The organism is Streptomyces bohaiensis, from assembly GCF_012033785.1.
GTDB lineage: Bacteria > Actinomycetota > Actinomycetes > Streptomycetales > Streptomycetaceae > Streptomyces > Streptomyces bohaiensis.
On the sequence record NZ_JAAVJC010000028.1, the window covers coordinates 14,906 to 32,010 of the forward strand.

The following is a 17,105-nucleotide window of genomic DNA, read 5'->3' on the forward strand; positions in this document are numbered from 1 at the left end:
CGCTCAGGCGCCGGAGGTACCGTCGCGCAGGGCGTCCAGCGCCCGCCGGGTGATCTCGGGCACCGCGCCGAGCGCGGAGATCGTCACCACCAGGTTCTGCTCACGGTAGTAGTCGATGATCGGCTCGGTCTCCTGATGGTAGACCTCCAGGCGCTTGCGGACCGTCTCCTCGGAGTCGTCCTCGCGCTGGTAGAGCTCGCCACCGCAGACGTCGCAGATCCCGTCGACCTTCGGCCGCGAGTACTCCACGTGGTAGATGTGGCTGGAGTCCGCGCTGCACATCCGGCGGCCGGCGATCCGCCGGACGACCTCCTCCTCGGGGACCTCCAGGTCGAGAACGGCGTCGAGCGCGAGCTCGGCCTCCTCCAGCTGCTTGTCCAGCGCACGGGCCTGGGCGATGTTCCGCGGGAAGCCGTCCAGCAGGAACCCGTCCGCGGCATCCGCGTGAGCCATCCGGTCGGTCGCCATCCCGACAGTGATCTCGTCCGGCACCAGGTTGCCCTCGCGCATGTAGCGCTGGGCCTCCAGCCCGAGCGCGGTGCCCTGGCTGATGTTGGCGCGGAAGAGGTCTCCGGTCGAGATGTGCGGGATGCCGAGGTTCTCGGCGAGCAACGCGGCCTGCGTGCCCTTGCCCGCACCGGGCGGACCGACGAGGACGATTCTCATCAGCGGAGGAACCCTTCGTAGTTTCGCTGGTGCAGCTGGCTCTCGATCTGCCGGCAGGTCTCCAGACCGACACCCACGATGATCAGGATGGAGGTTCCGCCGAAGGGGAACTCACCCTGGGCGCCGAACATGATCAGCGCGACCGCGGGGATCAGGGCGATCATGCCCAGGTAGAGCGCGCCGGGCCAGGTGATGCGGTTGAGCACGTAGCTCAGGTACTCCACCGTGGGACGACCCGCCCGGATGCCCGGGATGAAGCCACCATACTTCTTCATGTTCTCGGCCACGTCTTCGGGGTTGAACGTGATGGACACGTAGAAGAACGCGAAGAACACGATGAGCAGGAAGTACGTGATCAGGTAGATCGGGCTGTCCATCGACTGCAGGTGGCGCTGGACCCAGTCGGCCCAGCCGGCCTCGGAGTCGCTGAAGGTCACCAGCAGCATCGGGATGTACAGCAGCGAGGAGGCGAAGATGACCGGGATGACGCCGGCCTGGTTCACCTTGAGCGGGATGTAGGTCGAGGTCCCGCCGTAGGCGCGGCGGCCGATCATCCGCTTCGCGTACTGCACCGGGATGCGGCGCTGGGCGAGCTCGACGAAGACGACCAGGAAGACGATCGCGAGACCGACGAGGACCACGACGCCGAACTCGATCCAGCCGTCGGCCAGCGAGCCACCCTGCTTGATCGACCACAGGGCCGCGGGGAAGCCGGAGGCGATCGAGACGAACATCAGCATCGACATGCCGTTGCCGATGCCGCGGTCGGTGATCAGCTCACCCATCCACATGATCAGCGCGGTGGCCGCCGTGAGGGTGATGATCATCAGGATCGTCGTGTAGATGCCGTCGTCCGGGATGATCGGACGGTCGCAGCCGGGGAAGAGCGAGCCACTGCGCGCGGTCGCCACCAGGCCGGTGGCCTGCAGGACGGCGAGGGCCACCGTCAGGTAGCGGGTGTACTGGGTGATCTTCGCCTGGCCCGACTGCCCCTCCTTCTTCAGGGCCTCGAGCCTCGGGATCACCACCACCAGCAGCTGGAGGATGATGCTCGCCGTGATGTACGGCATGATCCCCAGAGCGAAGATGGTCAGCTGCATCAGCGCGCCACCGCTGAACATGTTGACGAGACCGAACAGTCCGGCGTTGCCCTGTTCGATGCCGGCGACGCAGTACTGGACGTTCTGGTAGCTGACGCCCGGCGTGGGGACGTGGGCCCCGAACCGGAACAGCACCACAATGCCGAGCGTGAAGAGCAGCTTCTTACGCAGGTCGGGGGTCTGGAACGCCCGGGCGAACGCGGTGAGCACGGTTCCTCCTGCGCCCCCCGCGGTACCCGCGAGAGGTGACGGTCTTGATGTTCAACGGATAAGTCTGGTCGGGCAGCTGAGCCGGCGGCCGAGGCGCCGTCACACCATGTACACCCCAACGCCCTTCAGCGTCACGGAGCATGGCACGGACGGGCCACGACATGTGGCACCGGGGATACCTTACCGGCGCACGGGCTCTGCCGGAACGAGCGACCGGGGATGCCCTCAAAGGGCATCCCCGGTCGTGTGATCATCGTTCGGCTCAGTCCTCGGCCCGAAGGAGCTCGGTGACGGTGCCGCCGGCAGCGGTGATCTTCTCCTTGGCGGAGCCGGAGACGGCGTCAACCGTCACCTGCACGGCCACCGAGATCTCACCGGTGCCCAGCACCTTGACGAGCTCGTTCTTGCGCACGGCGCCCTTGGCGACCAGGTCGGCCACCGTCACCTCGCCACCCTCGGGGTAGAGGGAAGCGAGACGCTCCAGGTTGACGACCTGGAACTGCTTGTGGGCGGGGTTCTTGAAACCCTTGAGCTTGGGCAGCCGCATGTGCAGCGGCAGCTGTCCACCCTCGAAGCCCGCCTTGACCTGGTAACGGGCCTTGGTGCCCTTGGTACCGCGGCCCGCGGTCTTGCCCTTCGACGCCTCACCGCGACCCACACGGGTCTTGGCGGTCTTGGCGCCGGGAGCCGGGCGGAGGTTGTGGACCTTGAGCGGCTTGTTCTCGCTCATATCAGTCGACCTCCTCGACCGTCACGAGGTGCCGCACGGCCTGGGCCATGCCACGGAACTCGGGGCGGTCATCCTTCACCACGGTGTCGTTGACGCGCTTCAGCCCGAGCGAGCGGAGCGTGTCACGGTGGTGCTGCTTGCTACCGATGTAGGACTTGGTCTGGGTGATCTTCAGGCGAGCCATCAGGCACCCACCCCGGCACGCGCACGCAGCAGAGCTGCGGGGGCGACGTCCTCCAGCGGCAGGCCACGACGGGCGGCGATCGCCTCGGGACGCTGCAGGCCCCGGAGCGCGGCCACCGTGGCGTGCACGATGTTGATGGGGTTGGACGAACCGAGCGACTTGCTCAGCACGTCGTGGATGCCGGCGCACTCGAGCACCGCACGCACCGGGCCACCGGCGATGACGCCGGTACCGGGGGACGCGGGCTTGAGGAGCACGACACCGGCGGCCTCCTCACCCTGGATCGGGTGGGGGATGGTGCCCTGGATGCGGGGGACCTTGAAGAAGCTCTTCTTGGCCTCCTCAACACCCTTGGCGATGGCGGCCGGAACCTCCTTCGCCTTCCCGTATCCGACACCGACGGTGCCATCGGCATCGCCCACCACGACCAGCGCGGTGAAGCTGAAGCGACGACCACCCTTCACAACCTTGGCGACGCGGTTGATCGCGACAACGCGCTCAACGTACGCGGTCTTCTCGGCAGCTGCGCCGCCGTCACGGCCCTTCCGGTCCCGCCGCTCGCCGCCACCGGCGCCGCCACCGCGGCGCTGGGGTCCAGCCATTGGAATTACCTCTTTCTGTTTCCGCTAGCTACGGAACCGGCTCAGAACTTGAGCCCGGCCTCGCGGGCGGCGTCCGCCAGGGCGGCGATGCGCCCCGCGTACCGGTTACCGCCACGGTCGAACACGACAGCCTCGACGCCGGCCGTCTTGGCCCGCTCCGCGAGGAGTGCGCCGACCTGCTTGGCCTTGTCGCTCTTGTCGCCTTCGCCGTCACGGATGGACACGTCCAGCGACGAGGCGGAGGCCAGCGTGTGGCCCTTCACATCGTCGATGACCTGGGCCACCATGTGCCGGTTCGACCGCGTGACCACCAGGCGCGGACGCTCGGCGGTACCGGAGATCCGCTTGCGGATCCGCAGGTGGCGGCGCTTGGCGGCAGTGCGCTTACGGGCGTCGCCCTTGGCGATCTTCACACCGTATGCCATGGGTTACTTACCAGCCTTTCCGACCTTGCGGCGGATGACTTCGCCCTCGTACTTGACGCCCTTGGCCTTGTACGGGTCGGGCTTGCGCAGCTTGCGAATCCGGGCGGCGACCTCGCCGACCTGCTGCTTGTCGATGCCCTCGACACTCAGCTTGGTCGGGGACTCCACCTTGAAGGTGATGCCCTCGGGGGCCTTGATCAGGATCGGGTGGCTGTATCCGAGCGAGAACTCCAGGTCGGAGCCCTTCGCCAGGACCCGGTAACCCACACCGCTGATCTCCAGCCGCTTGCTGTAGCCCTGGGTCACGCCAGTGATCAGGTTCGCCACCAGCGTGCGGGACAGGCCGTGAAGCGCCTTGTTCCGGTTCTCGTCGTTCGGGCGAGTGACGACGATGGTGCCGTCCTCGTCCTTGGCGACCTCGATCGGCTCGACGACGGTGTGCGCCAGGGAGCCCTTGGGGCCCTTCACGCCGACCGTCTGGCCGTCGATGGTGACGTCCACACCGGCGGGAACCTGGATGGGGAGCTTGCCGATACGCGACATTGCTGTTCCTCCGTTCCCTTCCGTTACCAGACGTAGGCGAGGACTTCCCCACCCACGCCCTTCTTGTGCGCCTGCTTGTCGGTGAGCAGGCCGTGCGACGTGGAGATGATCGCCACGCCGAGGCCGCCGAGCACCTTCGGCAGGTTGGTGGACTTTGCGTAGACCCGCAGGCCCGGCTTCGAGATCCGCTTGATGCCGGCGATCGAGCGCTCGCGGTTCGGGCCGAACTTCAGCTCGACGACCAGGCTCTTGCCGACCGTGGCGTCCTGGGTCTTCCAGCCGGTGATGTAGCCCTCCTGCTGGAGGATCTCCGCGATGTGCGACTTGATCTTGCTGTGCGGCATCACGACGTCGTCGTGGTAAGCCGAGTTTGCGTTTCGCAGACGCGTGAGCATGTCCGCGATCGGGTCAGTCATAGTCATGTGATGGCCCTGGGCCTCTCTCGCCGGGGTTTCCTGTCTGCGCCGTCCCTCTCCCCGCTCCGAGGCGGGACGGGTGTGGCACGGGGACCTACGGCGTAGTTGTTGTGGTCCTTACCAGGAGCTCTTGGTCACGCCGGGCAGCTCACCGCGGTGAGCCATCTCGCGCAGGCAGACTCGGCACAGGCCGAACTTGCGGTAGACGGAGTGCGGACGGCCGCACCGCTGGCAGCGGGTGTAGGCGCGCACCGCGAACTTCGGCTTGCGGGCGGACTTGGCGATCAGCGACTTCTTCGCCATGGCTCAGGCCTCCTTGAACGGGAATCCGAGGTGGCGCAGGAGCGCGCGGCCCTCGTCGTCGTTGGTGGCCGTGGTGACCACGGTGATGTCCATGCCGCGGACCCGGTCGATCTTGTCCTGGTCGATCTCGTGGAACATGACCTGCTCCGTGAGACCGAAGGTGTAGTTGCCCCGGCCGTCGAACTGCTTCGGGGACAGGCCCCGGAAGTCGCGGATGCGCGGCAGCGCCAGCGACAGCAGACGGTCCATGAACTCCCACATGCGGTCGCCGCGCAGCGTGACGTGCGCGCCGATCGGCTGACCCTCGCGCAGCTTGAACTGCGCGATGGACTTGCGGGCCTTGGTGACGGCCGGCTTCTGGCCGGTGATCGTGGCGAGGTCGCGGATCGCGCCCTCGATCAGCTTGGAGTCGCGGGCGGCGTCGCCCACACCCATGTTGACCACGATCTTGGTGAGGCCCGGGGTCTGCATGACGTTCTCGTACTTGAACTCGTCACGCAGCTTGCCCGCGATCTCCTCGCGGTAGCGCGTCTTGAGGCGCGGTGCGTTGGTGGTGGCAGTCATCAGATGTCCTCACCGGTCCGCTTGGCAACGCGGATCTTGTTGCCCTCGTCGTCGAAGCGGAACCCGACGCGAGTGGTGACCTTCGTGCCGTCCTGCTCGACCACGAGCGCCACGTTGGACACGTGCACGGGGGCCTCGGTCGTGACGATGCCACCGGTCTTCGAGCCACGGGCGGTCTGGCCGGCCTTCGTGTGCTTCTTGACCCGGTTGACACCCTCGACCAGGACGCGCTCCTCGCGGGGGTAGGCGACGATGACCTTCCCCTGCTTGCCCTTGTCCTTACCGGTGATGACCTGGACCAGGTCGCCCTTCTTGATCTTCATCGGTTACAGCACCTCCGGCGCGAGCGAGATGATCTTCATGAACTTCTTCTCGCGCAGCTCACGGCCGACCGGGCCGAAGATGCGGGTGCCGCGGGGGTCGCCGTCGTTCTTCAGAATGACGGCGGCGTTCTCGTCGAAGCGGATGTACGAGCCGTCGGGACGACGGCGCTCCTTGACGGCGCGAACGATGACGGCCTTGACGACGTCACCCTTCTTCACGTTGCCGCCGGGGATCGCATCCTTGACGGTGGCGACGATGACGTCGCCGATACCCGCGTAGCGGCGACCCGAGCCACCGAGCACACGGATGCAGAGAATCTCCTTGGCACCCGTGTTGTCGGCGACGCGCAGTCGCGACTCCTGCTGGATCACGTCTCTCTCCTGATCGTCTGCCGGTTCCCGGCGGGGCCGGCCGCCACTGGGGCGACCGTCCCCGCCGAGCCTGGCGGAACTGATCCTGAGCCTGGCGGCTCAGGAATGAGTGCTGGTTACTTCGCCTTCTCGAGGATCTCGACGATGCGCCAGCGCTTGGTTGCGGACAGCGGCCGGGTCTCCATGAGGAGGACACGGTCACCGACACCAGCGGAGTTCTGCTCGTCGTGCGCCTTCAGCTTGCTGGTACGGCGGAGGATCTTGCCGTACCGCGCGTGCTTCACGCGGTCCTCGACGGCGACAACGACGGTCTTCTCCATCTTGTCGCTGACCACGAGGCCCTCACGGACCTTGCGGGCGTTGCGCTCTTCGGTGTCGGTAGTAGTCACGGTGTTCTTGACGTCCTCGCTCATCAGGCGCCCTCCACCGTCTCGATGCCGAGCTCGCGCTCACGCATCAGGGTGTAGATCCGGGCGATGTCCTTCCGAACGGCCCGGAGTCGGCTGTTGTTCTCCAGCTGACCCGTGGCCGACTGGAAACGGAGCCGGAACAGCTCCTCCTTGGCCTCGCGCAGCTTCACAACGAGCTCCTCGTTGTTCAGCTCACGCAGCTCGGCCGCCTTGGTACCGGCCGCCATCACGCCTCTCCTGCCTCGCGCCGAACGATCCGGCACTTCATCGGAAGCTTGTGGGAAGCGCGGATGAGCGCCTCACGAGCAATCTTCTCGTTCGGGTAGGACAGCTCGAACATCACCCGTCCGGGCTTGACGTTCGCGACCCACCACTCCGGCGAACCCTTACCGGAACCCATGCGGGTCTCGGCGGGCTTCTTGGTCAGCGGACGGTCGGGGTAGATGTTGATCCACACCTTGCCGCCACGCTTGATGTGCCGCGTCATGGAGATACGCGCGGCCTCGATCTGCCGGTTGGTCACGTAGGCGCTGGTGACGGCCTGGATGCCCCAGTCGCCGAACGCAACCTCGGTACCGCCCTTGGCCATGCCCGAGCGCTTCGGGTGGTGCTGCTTGCGGTGCTTGACCCTGCGAGGGATCAGCATGGGTCAGCTCTCCTTTCCGGTGCTCTCGGCCGGAGCTGCAGCGGCGTCGGCCTTGGGGGCCTCTGCCTTGGCACCCTCGGCGGGGGCCTGCTGCGGCTTGCGGCCACGGCCGCCACGCTCGCCACGCCCACCACGGGCGGGGCGGTCGTTGGCGCCGCCGCGGGAGGGACGGTTGCCGGCACGCGCGGCGGCGTTCTCGGCACGGACCTCGGCGATGTTCTTGACGTCGCCCTTGTAGATCCAGACCTTCACACCGATGCGGCCGAAGGTGGTCCGGGCCTCGAAGAAGCCGTAGTCCACGTTGGCGCGCAGGGTGTGCAGCGGCACCCGACCCTCGCGGTAGAACTCCGAGCGGGACATCTCGGCACCGCCGAGACGACCGCTGCACTGGACCTTGATGCCCTTGGCGCCGGCCTTCATCGTCGACTGCATGCTCTTGCGCATGGCGCGACGGAAGGAGACGCGGGAGGACAGCTGCTCGGCGACGGCCTGGGCCACCAGCTGAGCGTCGGTCTCCGGGTTCTTCACCTCGAGGATGTTGAACTGGATCTGCTTGCCGGTCAGCTTCTCCAGGTTGCCCCGGAGGCGGTCGGCCTCCGCGCCGCGACGGCCGATGACGATGCCCGGCCGGGCGGTGTGGACGTCGACGCGCACCCGGTCACGGGTCCGCTCGATCTCCACCTTGGAGATGCCGGCCCGCTCCATGCCCTGGGTGAGCATGCGGCGGATGGCGACGTCTTCCTTGACGTAGTCCTTGTACAGCTTGTCGGCGTACCAGCGCGACTTGAAGTCGGTGGTGATGCCGAGCCGGAACCCGTGCGGGTTAACCTTCTGGCCCATTACCGGGTTCCTTCCTTGCTGCTGACGACCACGGTGATGTGGCTGGTCCGCTTGCGGATCCGGTAGGCGCGCCCCTGGGCACGCGGACGGAAACGCTTGAGCGTCGGGCCCTCGTCGACAAATGCCTCGGAGATGAAGAGGCTGTCGGCGTCGGTGTGGTCGTAGTTGTGCGCGGCGTTGGCAATGGCGCTGTCGAGCACCTTGCCCACCGGCACACTCGCGGCCTGCGGGGCGAAACGCAGGACCGCCTGAGCCTCCGTGGCACTCATGCCACGGACGAGGTCCACCACCCGGCGGGCCTTCATGGGCGTGACGCGCACGTAGCGCGCCTGGGCCCTGGCTTCCATGGTTGTCCCTTCGATGTCAGTCATAAGAGTCTTCGCACTCCGCCGATCAGCGACGACGCGACTTGCGGTCGTCCTTCACGTGGCCGCGGAAGGTGCGGGTCGGCGCGAATTCGCCGAGCTTGTGGCCGACCATCGACTCGGTGACGAACACCGGGACGTGCTTGCGGCCGTCATGCACCGCGATCGTGTGGCCGAGCATGGCCGGGACGATCATGGAGCGGCGGGACCAGGTCTTGATGACGTTCTTGGTGCCGGCTTCGTTCTGGACGTCCACCTTCTTGGTGAGGTGGTCGTCGACGAAGGGCCCCTTCTTGAGACTGCGCGGCATCTAAACCCGCTCCTAGCGCTTCTTGTTCGTCTTGCGGCGGCGGACGATGTACTTGTTGCTCGCCTTCTTCGGCGCGCGAGTACGGCCTTCCTTCTTGCCCCAGGGCGAGACCGGGTGGCGACCACCGGAGGTCTTGCCCTCGCCACCACCGTGCGGGTGGTCGACCGGGTTCATGACCACACCGCGGACGGTCGGGCGAACGCCCTTCCACCGCATACGGCCGGCCTTGCCCCAGTTGATGTTCGACTGCTCGGCGTTGCCGACCTCGCCGACAGTGGCGCGGCAGCGGACGTCGACCAGGCGGATCTCACCGGACGGCATGCGCAGGTGGGCCATGCGACCCTCACGCGCCAGCAGCTGCACGGAGGCACCCGCGGAGCGGGCGAACTTCGCGCCGCCGCCGGGCCGCAGCTCGATGGCGTGGATGACCGTACCGACCGGGATGTTGCGCAGCGGCAGGTTGTTGCCGGGCTTGATGTCGGCGCCCGCGCCGTTCTCCACGCGGTCGCCCTGCTTCAGGCCGGCCGGCGCGATGATGTAGCGCTTCTCGCCGTCGGCGTAGTGCAGCAGCGCGATGCGCGCGGTGCGGTTGGGGTCGTACTCGATGTGCGCGACCTTCGCCGGCACGCCGTCCTTGTCGTGACGACGGAAGTCGATCACGCGGTAGGCGCGCTTGTGTCCACCACCCTGGTGGCGGACGGTCACACGACCGGCGTTGTTACGGCCGCCCTTGCTGTGCAGCGGGCGAACCAGCGACTTCTCCGGCGTGGACCGCGTGACCTCGACGAAGTCGGCGACGCTGGCGCCACGACGGCCAGGAGTCGTCGGCTTGTACTTGCGGATTCCCATTTCTCAGTCCTCGTCCAAAATCGGACAGCTCATGGACCTGGCCTCCGTCAGGAGGTCGGTCCGCCGAAGATGTCGATGCTGTCGCCCTCTGTGAGGGTCACGATCGCGCGCTTGGTGTTCGCGCGCTTGCCGTAACCGGTGCGGGTGCGCTTGCGCTTGCCCTGCCGGTTGATCGTGTTCACCGCCGCGACCTTGACCGAGAAGACCGCCTCGACGGCCTGCTTGATCTGGGTCTTGTTGGCGCGCGGGTCCACGATGAACGTGTACTTGTTCTCGTCGAGGAGCGCGTAGCTCTTCTCGGAGACCACGGGCTTGACCAGGATGTCACGGGGGTCCGTGAACGTCTTGCTGGTGACGCCCTCTTCGGTGATCGGCGTTGCCTCGCTCATCAGGCGTCGCTCCCTTCAAGCTCCGCCTCGGAAGCGACGGCCTTGCCGCCGGCCACCGGACCGGCCACGAAGCGGTCGTAGGCGGCCTTGGTGAAGACAACGTCGTCGGAGACGAGCACGTCGTAGGTGTTCAGCTGGCCCGCGTCCAGGATGTGCACCTCGGGGAGGTTGCGAGCGGACAGCAGCGCGCTCTCGTCGTCGCGCTCGATCACCAGCAGCACGTTCTTGCGGTCGGTGATCTTGCCGAAGAGAGTCTTGGCGGCCTTGGTGGAGACGTCGCCGTCGACCACACCGGTCACCAGGTGCACCCGGCCGTGACGGGCACGGTCGGAGAGGGCACCGCGGAGGGCGGCGGCCTTCATCTTCTTCGGGGTGCGCTGCGAGTAGTCACGCGGCACGGGACCGTGCACGACGCCACCACCGGCGAACTGCGGCGCACGGGTCGAACCCTGACGCGCCCGGCCGGTGCCCTTCTGGCGGTACGGCTTGCGGCCACCGCCGCGCACCTCGCCCCGGGTCTTGGTCTTGTGCGTGCCCTGGCGGGCCGCGGCCAGCTGGGCGACGACGACCTGGTGGATCAGCGGAACGCTGACCTGGACGTCGAAGATCTCCGCGTGGAGCTCGACGGTTCCGGTCGTCTCGCCTGCGGGCGAAAGAATGTTAACGGTGCTCATTTACCTCACGCCCCCTTGGCCGCGGTGCGGACCAGGACGAGGCCGCCGTTCGGACCGGGGACCGCGCCCTTGATGAGCAGCAGACCCTTCTCCGCGTCAACGGCGTGGACGGTCAGGTTCTGGGTGGTGACCCGCTCGTTGCCGGTGCGACCGGCCATCCGCATGCCCTTGAAGACGCGGCCCGGGGTGGCGCAGCCACCGATGGAGCCGGGCTTGCGGTGCACGCGGTGGGCACCGTGGGAAGCCTTGCCACCGGCGAAGCCGTGGCGCTTCATGACACCGGCGGTGCCCTTGCCCTTGGAGGTGCCGGTCACGTCGACCTTGAGGCCGGACTCGAAGACCTCGGCGGTGACTTCCTGGCCCAGGGTGTACTCGGTGGCGTCCGCGGTGCGGATCTCCACGAGGTGACGGCGGGGGGTGACACCGGACTTGGCGAAGTGGCCCTTGAGGGGCTTGTTCACCTTGCGCGGGTCGATCTCGCCGTAGGCGATCTGAACGGCGTCGTAGCCGTCCTGGTCGTTGGTGCGCACCTGGGAAACGACGCACGGACCGGCCTTGACCACGGTGACCGGGACGATGCGGTTGTTCTCGTCCCAGACCTGGGTCATGCCGAGCTTCTCGCCCAGGACGCCCTTGATCTGCTTAGCCATCTCTTCCGCGCCTCTCAGAGCTTGATCTCGATGTCAACGCCGGCCGGAAGGTCCAGGCGCATCAGCGAGTCAACGGTCTTGGGGGTCGGGTCGAGGATGTCGATCAGCCGCTTGTGGGTGCGCATCTCGAAGTGCTCGCGCGCATCCTTGTACTTGTGCGGCGACTTGATGACGCAGTACACGTTCTTCTCAGTGGGAAGCGGCACCGGGCCCGCGACCGACGCACCAGTGCGGGTCACCGTCTCGACGATCTTCTTCGCCGAGTTGTCGATGACCTCGTGGTCGTAGGCCTTGAGCCGGATGCGGATCTTCTGTCCCGCCATGGCTACTTCGTAGTCCTGTCTCTCGTCAACGCTCCGGAACCCGGCTTCCGCCTCCACCCCCGAGCCCCGACCCACGCGGTCGGGTGTGTCGCCCTGCTGAGCCGGTTTGCGCGCAGCAGGTTTCCCTTGCGGGAGAGGGGGGATGACTTCCACCGAGTGCCTGGCCGCCACCCCGCACACGCTTCCCGGAAGATCCCGGTACTTCCGTCCCTACCCTGTCTGACCAGGGCATATATGGAACGACGAATACGGTGGGACTCGCTTCCGATCCTCCCGGCGGGAGGCGCGCGGCATCGGCGCACGACCGAGCAACCCGCCCAGTGTGCCATACCGGACACAGCCGTCGCCAATCGCTGCCCGGGGCCTGACCAGGACGTGACGATCCTCACGCGCACGTTCGAACGTGCAGCCCCCGCGGACCCCAACTCCCCTTACCACGCGCCGCATGGGCCGGACCACCCCGCGGCAGCCGAAGCGACGCACGCCACACGATGGGGCGCCCTCCTCGGCGCCGGGACACCTCCAGAGGGTCACAGCAGGCGGTGCTGCCTGGCCCAGGTCACGAACCCGCCGCGCGGGCAGGGGTAGCGCGCGCCCGTGGCGATCATCGCGTCGACCAGCGCCGTCGCCGCGTGCGCGGTGATGTCACCGACCCGCACCGCGTCCGCGACCACCCGAAGTGAGCCGCGCACGTCGAGCCCCTCGCGCAGACCGATGCGCCGGGCATCCGCGTCGTCGACCACGGCGACCGCCCGGTGCACCTCCGCCCAGGCGAGCACGGTGGCCTCGCCGTGATTGGACTTCGCACCCGCCACGCGGGCCATCCAGGCGACCAGGGCCTCGATCTCGGCAAGGTCGTCCACATGGACGACTTCCAACCAGTCCAGCCCCGCGAGCGGTAAGCCGTAATGGCTGATCTCGCTCACCACAGCCTGGGTGGTGACATTGCGGCGGGGTGTCCTGCCGCAATGCTGCGCGATCAGCCCGAGGAGGTCGATCTTCTCCGCTCGGATGGCGTGCAGCAACGGGGACGTGTCCCAGGCCAGCACTGCCGGGCCGTCGGGAGAGCCGGTGGAGATCGTCGCGGTGGGCAGTCCCCCAGCGTGCGCCCGGGAAGTTCGTCTTCTGTCACCGCGCCGTACAGCAGCTCGACGGCGCGGGGCGCGGTGACCGCGCCCCGCGACCACGCGGCGAGAGCGGCTCGGCTCCACTGCCGTCCCGTGGTACCGATCGCGAGATCCTCCTCGGGCTGGCTCCCGTGGATCGCGAGGAAGTCCCCACGGACAGGGGTGTCCGCCTTGAGCCGCCTGGCTTCGCCCGGCTCCAGCAGTTCGAGTCTCCGGCCCCGGTTGACCATGGCGCTCCACGAGACCCGGTACGAGGCCGCAAGGCGGACCATGGCCTCCCTGGCTCCTCCCGGCTCTCGCGACCATGCCTCCCATACCTGACGCATGTCGGCCTCGGGCAGAAGGAACTCCTCCACGAAGGCGTCGATGAGCTGTTCCCGCTCGTCGCGCCCCGCCGCCACCCCGGCATCGGAGTGGTACTCGTCCTGCATCAAGTGGTGGCCGAGTTCGTGAGCCGCCGTCCACCTGCGCCGCCCCGGTGCGGCCCTCCCGCTGATCACCGAGACACCGAAGCCGTCCAGGAGCAGTGAGGCGCCCTCCGCCGGCTCGTCCACCACGGTCAGATACAGCCCGAAGCGCTCCGCCACATCAGCGAGTGGCCCCAGCGGCCCTTCCGGCCGTCTGATGGCGCGGCGCGCGCGCCTCGCCAGCCCTGTGGGGTCGTCCCCGTTGTCCGGGCGGTCGACGAGTGGCGCGGGCGGAACCAGGTAGCCGTGACCGACGAGCCATTCCGCCCGCCGCGCGTGCTCCTCCAACCGGGCGTCCAGCCGGTACCGGGCGCGGGCGGTCGCGTCAGGGTTGTCCTCGAGAGCGCGGCGCCGCGAGACCAGCGTGCGGGGCGGGCGCGAGACCAGGTGGGCGAGCGGAACCCCCAACTCATCTGCCAGTCGCAGCAGTTCGAGCGCGGTGACCCGCCGGTCCCCGGCCTCGATCCGCACCAACGCGGTGCGTTCCATGCCTACTCTCGCCGCCAGCTCCGCCTGGTTGAGGTCCGCGGCGAGGCGCGCCTCGGCGATGCGCTCGCCCACTTCCGCCCAGCTCTGCACACCGTCCATGTGTGGGATTTTCCCACACATGGACGGTGTGGCGCGCGCTCAGCGGACGACGGGTCGGAAGGCGTGACGGACGAGAGCAGCCTCCGGCTCGGGTCTCCGGAGCCGCTCCGCGGACCGGGGGTGCCGAGACACGTCACCGAGGTCGGGCCGTGTCGTCCGGGGTGTGGAGGCGCAGGACGGCGCGCTCGGCCCATTCGGGCGGGGTGCCGAGCCGGGAGACCCCGTACATGACGGCGAACGCCAGCGGGACCGTCCAGGCGGCCGGCTGGGCGAGGAGGACGACGACCCAGCCGTGCGGGGCGTCCACCACGGCCGAGGCGAGGGCGGCGCCGGTGGAGGCGCAGACCCCTGCCACGAGTCCGGCCGCCGCCCCCGCGACGGTCAGTCCGCGCCACCAGATCCCGAGGACCAGCAGCGGGCAGAAGGTGGAGGCCGCCACGGCGAACGCCCAGCCGACCAGCACGTTGATGTCCACCGCGGCGGCCGGCAGCGAGAGCAGCACCGCCACCAGCGCCCCCGCGGCGACCGCCAGCCGCAGCCGGCCGACGCCGGTGGCGCCGGTGCGCGAGAGGTCGTGGGAGAGGCCGCCGGCCAGGGCGAGCAGCAGCCCGGAGGAGGTGGAGAGGAACGCCGCGAAGGCGCCGGCCGCCACCAGGGCGGTCAGCACCGCACCCCAGGTGCCGGGGAGCATCGCCCCGGGGAGCACCACGGTCACCGTGTCGGTGTCGCCCTCGGTCGCCAGTTCGGGGGTGAAGACCCGGCCCAGCAGGCCGTACACCGCGGGGAAGAGGTAGAAGAGGCCGAGCAGCACGATCACCCAGACCGCGACGCGGCGGGCGGCGCGCGCGGTCGCGGTGGTGCTGAACCGCATGATCACGTGCGGGAGTCCGGCCGCGCCCAGCGTGGTGGCGATCAGGACCGACCAGGTGGCCAGCAGCGGTTCGCCGGAGTTGTCGAGGTCGAGCAGCGGCCGGCTCCACGCGGTGAGGTCGACGTGCAGCGCCTCAGCGCGGCCCTCCGGCCCGGCGGAGGCAAGCAGCACCACGGCGGGGACCGCGATGAAGACCAGCTTCACCAGGTAGTGGAACCCCTGCACGTAGGTGGCGGAGCGCATGCCGCCGGCGAGGATCGACACCGAGACGACCAGCCCGGCCAGCACGACGCCCACCCAGTAGGGCGTCCCGCTGACCAGGTGCAGCACCACGCCCGCCCCCTTGAACTGCGGTATCAGGTACAGCCACATGATCACGAGCACGATCACCGCGCAGAGCTTGCGGATGCGCTGGGAGCCCAACCGGTAGTCGGCGAAGTCGGGGACGGTGTAGGCGCCGGAGCGGCGCATCGGCCCGGCGACCAGCGCCGCCACCACGACGTAGCCGGCGGTGAAGCCGACGGCGTACCAGAGCGTGCCGATGCCGTGTTTGAGCATCAGGCCGGCCAGGCCCAGCACGGAGGCGGCGGAGACGTACTCACCGGCGATGGCGAGCGCGTTCCAGGTGGGTTTGACCTCCTGGGAGGCGACGAGGAAGTCCGGCGTGGAGCGTGCGGCCCGCACCCCGTAGACGCCGATGAGCATGCTGGCGGCCAGCAGCAGCCCGATGGCCAGCAGTCCGGTCACGGCCGGCCTCCGCCGGCGGCGGGGCCCCAGTCGCCGGTGCGCGTCCCGGTGGTGGTGCCGGTGCCGGGACGGTGCGCGTCGGTGCCGGGGCCGGGTACGGCCGGGCGGTGGCGCTCGGGAGCCGCGGAGTCCTCGATCCGCTCGGCGGCGCGGACGTGCAGGGCGGCGATGACCAGCAGCATGGGGTAGCTGGCGGCCATCAGCAGGAGCCAGGAGGCGGGTACCGGGCCGACCGTGATCCGGTCGAGCGCGGGCAGCGCGGCGAGCAGCCCGGAGAGCCCGAGCAGCAGGGCGGCGAGCCCCGTGGCGGTCCGCAGGGCAAGGCGGCGCTGCCGGGCGAAGGTCGCGCGGGCCGCAGCGAGCGCGCCGTCGTCCAGGGTGCCGTCGGGCAGCGGCAGCAGCTGCTGCACGGGCCGGTGGCGCCGGGAGAGCGCGATGCGGGTCTGCGGGCTGGTGACCCGGACCCGGCGGTGCGGGGGGCGGGAGGGCAGGCTCACGGGGCGGCCGTCACCGCTGTTCGTCCCGGACCGCCGCCAGGAGCCGCTCCTTCAGGGCGCGCGCGTGGCGGCGGCTCACGGGGACCTCCCCCGCCGGGGTGCAGGCGAGCAGCCCGGAGGAGCTGGTGACCCGCAGGTCGCGCACCCAGCGGACGGCGACCAGGTAGCCGCGGTGGGCGCGGACGAACCCGGCGGGGCCCCAGGCTTCCTCCAGGTAGGAGAGGGAGAGCCGGATGAGATGGCTGTCGTCGGCGGTGTGGAGGCGCACGTAGTCGCCGTGCGCCTCGGCGTACTGGATGTCGTCGCGGTGGACGAACAGCGTCTGCCGCCCGGTCTCTATCTGGACCACGGTGAGTTCGTCGACGGCCGCGCCGGGTGCCGCGGCGGCCGGGCGGCGCAGCGCGCGCACCCGGGCGGCGGCCTCGGCCAGCCGCTCGGGCCGGATGGGCTTGAGGAGGTAGTCGGCGGCGCCGATGCCGAAGGCCTCGACGGCGTGGCGCTCGGAGGCGGTGACGAAGACGATGGCGGGCGGCTCGGACATCATGTGCAGCACCCGGGCGACCTCCATGCCGTCGAGTCCGGGCATGGAGATGTCCAGGAAGACCGCGTCGAAGGCGGAGGTGCCCAGGACCCGGACGGCGGCCTCGCCGCTGTCCGCTTCCTCGACGCTGCCGAACTCGGGCAGCTCTGCCAGCATCTCGGCCAGTTCCTGCCGGGTGAAGGTCTCGTCCTCGACGACGAGTGCGCGCATCGGGCGCGGTGTCTCGGTCACCCCGTTTCCCCTTCCGGTCCGTGGGTCGCTGCTGCGGTGGCGCTGTCGTCCGGTGCGGCGCCGGGCCGCTCGCCGGGGGCGGCACCCGGCGCGGCCGTCGACGAACTCACCGTGGTCCAGATAGAGACCGGGCGGCAGACGC

Annotated in this window: 28 protein-coding genes; all 28 read right to left on the minus strand. The window is 69.0% G+C overall.

The window, feature by feature from the left end; translation table 11 throughout:
• Positions 1–3: 3 nt before the first annotated feature.
• Positions 4–666, minus strand: a complete 663-nt coding sequence (locus tag HCN52_RS06050; RefSeq protein WP_168087326.1) for an adenylate kinase — start codon at positions 664–666, stop codon at positions 4–6.
• Positions 666–1,976, minus strand: a complete 1,311-nt coding sequence (gene secY, locus HCN52_RS06055) for a preprotein translocase subunit SecY (protein WP_168087327.1) — start codon at positions 1,974–1,976, stop codon at positions 666–668. The genes HCN52_RS06050 and secY overlap by 1 nt, the downstream gene beginning before the upstream one ends.
• Before the next feature lie 262 nt (positions 1,977–2,238).
• The gene (rplO, locus tag HCN52_RS06060; protein ID WP_167934038.1) at positions 2,239–2,706 is read right to left on the minus strand and encodes a 50S ribosomal protein L15; all 468 of its coding nucleotides are present in this window, start codon (positions 2,704–2,706) and stop codon (positions 2,239–2,241) included.
• Position 2,707: 1 nt separating this feature from the next.
• Positions 2,708–2,890 carry a 50S ribosomal protein L30 gene (rpmD, locus tag HCN52_RS06065; RefSeq protein WP_168087328.1) on the minus strand — a complete coding sequence of 61 codons (183 nt, stop codon included), beginning with the start codon at positions 2,888–2,890 and terminating at the stop codon, positions 2,708–2,710.
• Entirely contained in the window at positions 2,890–3,492 is a 603-nt protein-coding gene (rpsE, locus tag HCN52_RS06070; protein ID WP_167969400.1) for a 30S ribosomal protein S5, read from the minus strand. The genes rpmD and rpsE overlap by 1 nt, the downstream gene beginning before the upstream one ends.
• 41 nt (positions 3,493–3,533) lie before the next feature.
• On the minus strand, positions 3,534–3,917 hold the full coding sequence (gene rplR, locus HCN52_RS06075) for a 50S ribosomal protein L18 (RefSeq protein WP_167934041.1): 384 nt from the start codon (positions 3,915–3,917) through the stop codon (positions 3,534–3,536).
• Positions 3,918–3,920: 3 nt separating this feature from the next.
• A complete protein-coding gene (gene rplF / locus HCN52_RS06080; protein WP_168087329.1) occupies positions 3,921–4,460 on the minus strand; it encodes a 50S ribosomal protein L6 in 540 nt (179 codons plus the stop codon).
• 23 nt (positions 4,461–4,483) lie between these two features.
• The gene (gene rpsH / locus HCN52_RS06085; protein ID WP_167969388.1) at positions 4,484–4,882 is read right to left on the minus strand and encodes a 30S ribosomal protein S8; all 399 of its coding nucleotides are present in this window, start codon (positions 4,880–4,882) and stop codon (positions 4,484–4,486) included.
• A gap of 111 nt (positions 4,883–4,993) precedes the next feature.
• Entirely contained in the window at positions 4,994–5,179 is a 186-nt protein-coding gene (locus tag HCN52_RS06095) for a type Z 30S ribosomal protein S14 (protein ID WP_167934045.1), read from the minus strand.
• A 3-nt stretch (positions 5,180–5,182) separates the two neighbouring features.
• Complete coding sequence (gene rplE / locus HCN52_RS06100; RefSeq protein WP_167934046.1) at positions 5,183–5,743, minus strand: 50S ribosomal protein L5; 561 nt, start codon at positions 5,741–5,743, stop codon at positions 5,183–5,185.
• Complete coding sequence (rplX, locus tag HCN52_RS06105; protein WP_167934047.1) at positions 5,743–6,066, minus strand: 50S ribosomal protein L24; 324 nt, start codon at positions 6,064–6,066, stop codon at positions 5,743–5,745. The genes rplE and rplX overlap by 1 nt, the downstream gene beginning before the upstream one ends.
• A 3-nt stretch (positions 6,067–6,069) precedes the next feature.
• Positions 6,070–6,438: a 50S ribosomal protein L14 gene (gene rplN / locus HCN52_RS06110; protein ID WP_019433424.1), complete on the minus strand. Its 369-nt coding sequence runs from the start codon at positions 6,436–6,438 to the stop codon at positions 6,070–6,072.
• A gap of 116 nt (positions 6,439–6,554) precedes the next feature.
• On the minus strand, positions 6,555–6,851 hold the full coding sequence (gene rpsQ / locus HCN52_RS06115; RefSeq protein WP_168087330.1) for a 30S ribosomal protein S17: 297 nt from the start codon (positions 6,849–6,851) through the stop codon (positions 6,555–6,557).
• Positions 6,851–7,075, minus strand: coding sequence for a 50S ribosomal protein L29 (gene rpmC / locus HCN52_RS06120; protein ID WP_167969372.1), 225 nt, complete (start codon positions 7,073–7,075; stop codon positions 6,851–6,853). The genes rpsQ and rpmC overlap by 1 nt, the downstream gene beginning before the upstream one ends.
• The gene (gene rplP, locus HCN52_RS06125) at positions 7,075–7,494 is read right to left on the minus strand and encodes a 50S ribosomal protein L16 (RefSeq protein WP_167934050.1); all 420 of its coding nucleotides are present in this window, start codon (positions 7,492–7,494) and stop codon (positions 7,075–7,077) included. The genes rpmC and rplP overlap by 1 nt, the downstream gene beginning before the upstream one ends.
• Before the next feature lie 3 nt (positions 7,495–7,497).
• Complete coding sequence (gene rpsC / locus HCN52_RS06130) at positions 7,498–8,334, minus strand: 30S ribosomal protein S3 (protein ID WP_167934051.1); 837 nt, start codon at positions 8,332–8,334, stop codon at positions 7,498–7,500.
• Positions 8,334–8,681, minus strand: a complete 348-nt coding sequence (rplV, locus tag HCN52_RS06135; protein WP_167969457.1) for a 50S ribosomal protein L22 — start codon at positions 8,679–8,681, stop codon at positions 8,334–8,336. The genes rpsC and rplV overlap by 1 nt, the downstream gene beginning before the upstream one ends.
• 46 nt (positions 8,682–8,727) lie before the next feature.
• A complete protein-coding gene (rpsS, locus tag HCN52_RS06140; RefSeq protein WP_167934052.1) occupies positions 8,728–9,009 on the minus strand; it encodes a 30S ribosomal protein S19 in 282 nt (93 codons plus the stop codon).
• Between the two features lie 12 nt (positions 9,010–9,021).
• Complete coding sequence (rplB, locus tag HCN52_RS06145; protein WP_168087331.1) at positions 9,022–9,858, minus strand: 50S ribosomal protein L2; 837 nt, start codon at positions 9,856–9,858, stop codon at positions 9,022–9,024.
• 47 nt (positions 9,859–9,905) lie between these two features.
• The gene (gene rplW / locus HCN52_RS06150) at positions 9,906–10,229 is read right to left on the minus strand and encodes a 50S ribosomal protein L23 (RefSeq protein WP_167934057.1); all 324 of its coding nucleotides are present in this window, start codon (positions 10,227–10,229) and stop codon (positions 9,906–9,908) included.
• Positions 10,230–10,246: 17 nt separating this feature from the next.
• Positions 10,247–10,921 (minus strand): 50S ribosomal protein L4, encoded by a 675-nt coding sequence (gene rplD / locus HCN52_RS06155; RefSeq protein ID WP_167969368.1) that lies wholly within the window; start codon positions 10,919–10,921, stop codon positions 10,247–10,249.
• 5 nt (positions 10,922–10,926) lie between these two features.
• The gene (gene rplC, locus HCN52_RS06160) at positions 10,927–11,571 is read right to left on the minus strand and encodes a 50S ribosomal protein L3 (RefSeq protein ID WP_167969366.1); all 645 of its coding nucleotides are present in this window, start codon (positions 11,569–11,571) and stop codon (positions 10,927–10,929) included.
• Positions 11,572–11,585: 14 nt separating this feature from the next.
• On the minus strand, positions 11,586–11,894 hold the full coding sequence (gene rpsJ / locus HCN52_RS06165) for a 30S ribosomal protein S10 (protein WP_016909683.1): 309 nt from the start codon (positions 11,892–11,894) through the stop codon (positions 11,586–11,588).
• A 530-nt stretch (positions 11,895–12,424) separates the two neighbouring features.
• A complete protein-coding gene (locus tag HCN52_RS06170) occupies positions 12,425–12,919 on the minus strand; it encodes a PIN domain-containing protein (RefSeq protein WP_168087332.1) in 495 nt (164 codons plus the stop codon).
• Positions 12,874–14,076: a helix-turn-helix domain-containing protein gene (locus HCN52_RS06175; RefSeq protein ID WP_168087333.1), complete on the minus strand. Its 1,203-nt coding sequence runs from the start codon at positions 14,074–14,076 to the stop codon at positions 12,874–12,876. The genes HCN52_RS06170 and HCN52_RS06175 overlap by 46 nt, the downstream gene beginning before the upstream one ends.
• 133 nt (positions 14,077–14,209) lie before the next feature.
• Positions 14,210–15,694 carry a sodium:solute symporter family transporter gene (locus HCN52_RS06180; RefSeq protein WP_312876566.1) on the minus strand — a complete coding sequence of 495 codons (1,485 nt, stop codon included), beginning with the start codon at positions 15,692–15,694 and terminating at the stop codon, positions 14,210–14,212.
• Positions 15,691–16,191 (minus strand): hypothetical protein, encoded by a 501-nt coding sequence (locus tag HCN52_RS06185; RefSeq protein ID WP_209314211.1) that lies wholly within the window; start codon positions 16,189–16,191, stop codon positions 15,691–15,693. Before HCN52_RS06185 ends, HCN52_RS06180 begins: the two co-directional genes overlap by 4 nt.
• Before the next feature lie 10 nt (positions 16,192–16,201).
• A complete protein-coding gene (locus tag HCN52_RS06190) occupies positions 16,202–16,963 on the minus strand; it encodes a LytR/AlgR family response regulator transcription factor (RefSeq protein ID WP_312876567.1) in 762 nt (253 codons plus the stop codon).
• Positions 16,964–17,105: the final 142 nt, after the last annotated feature.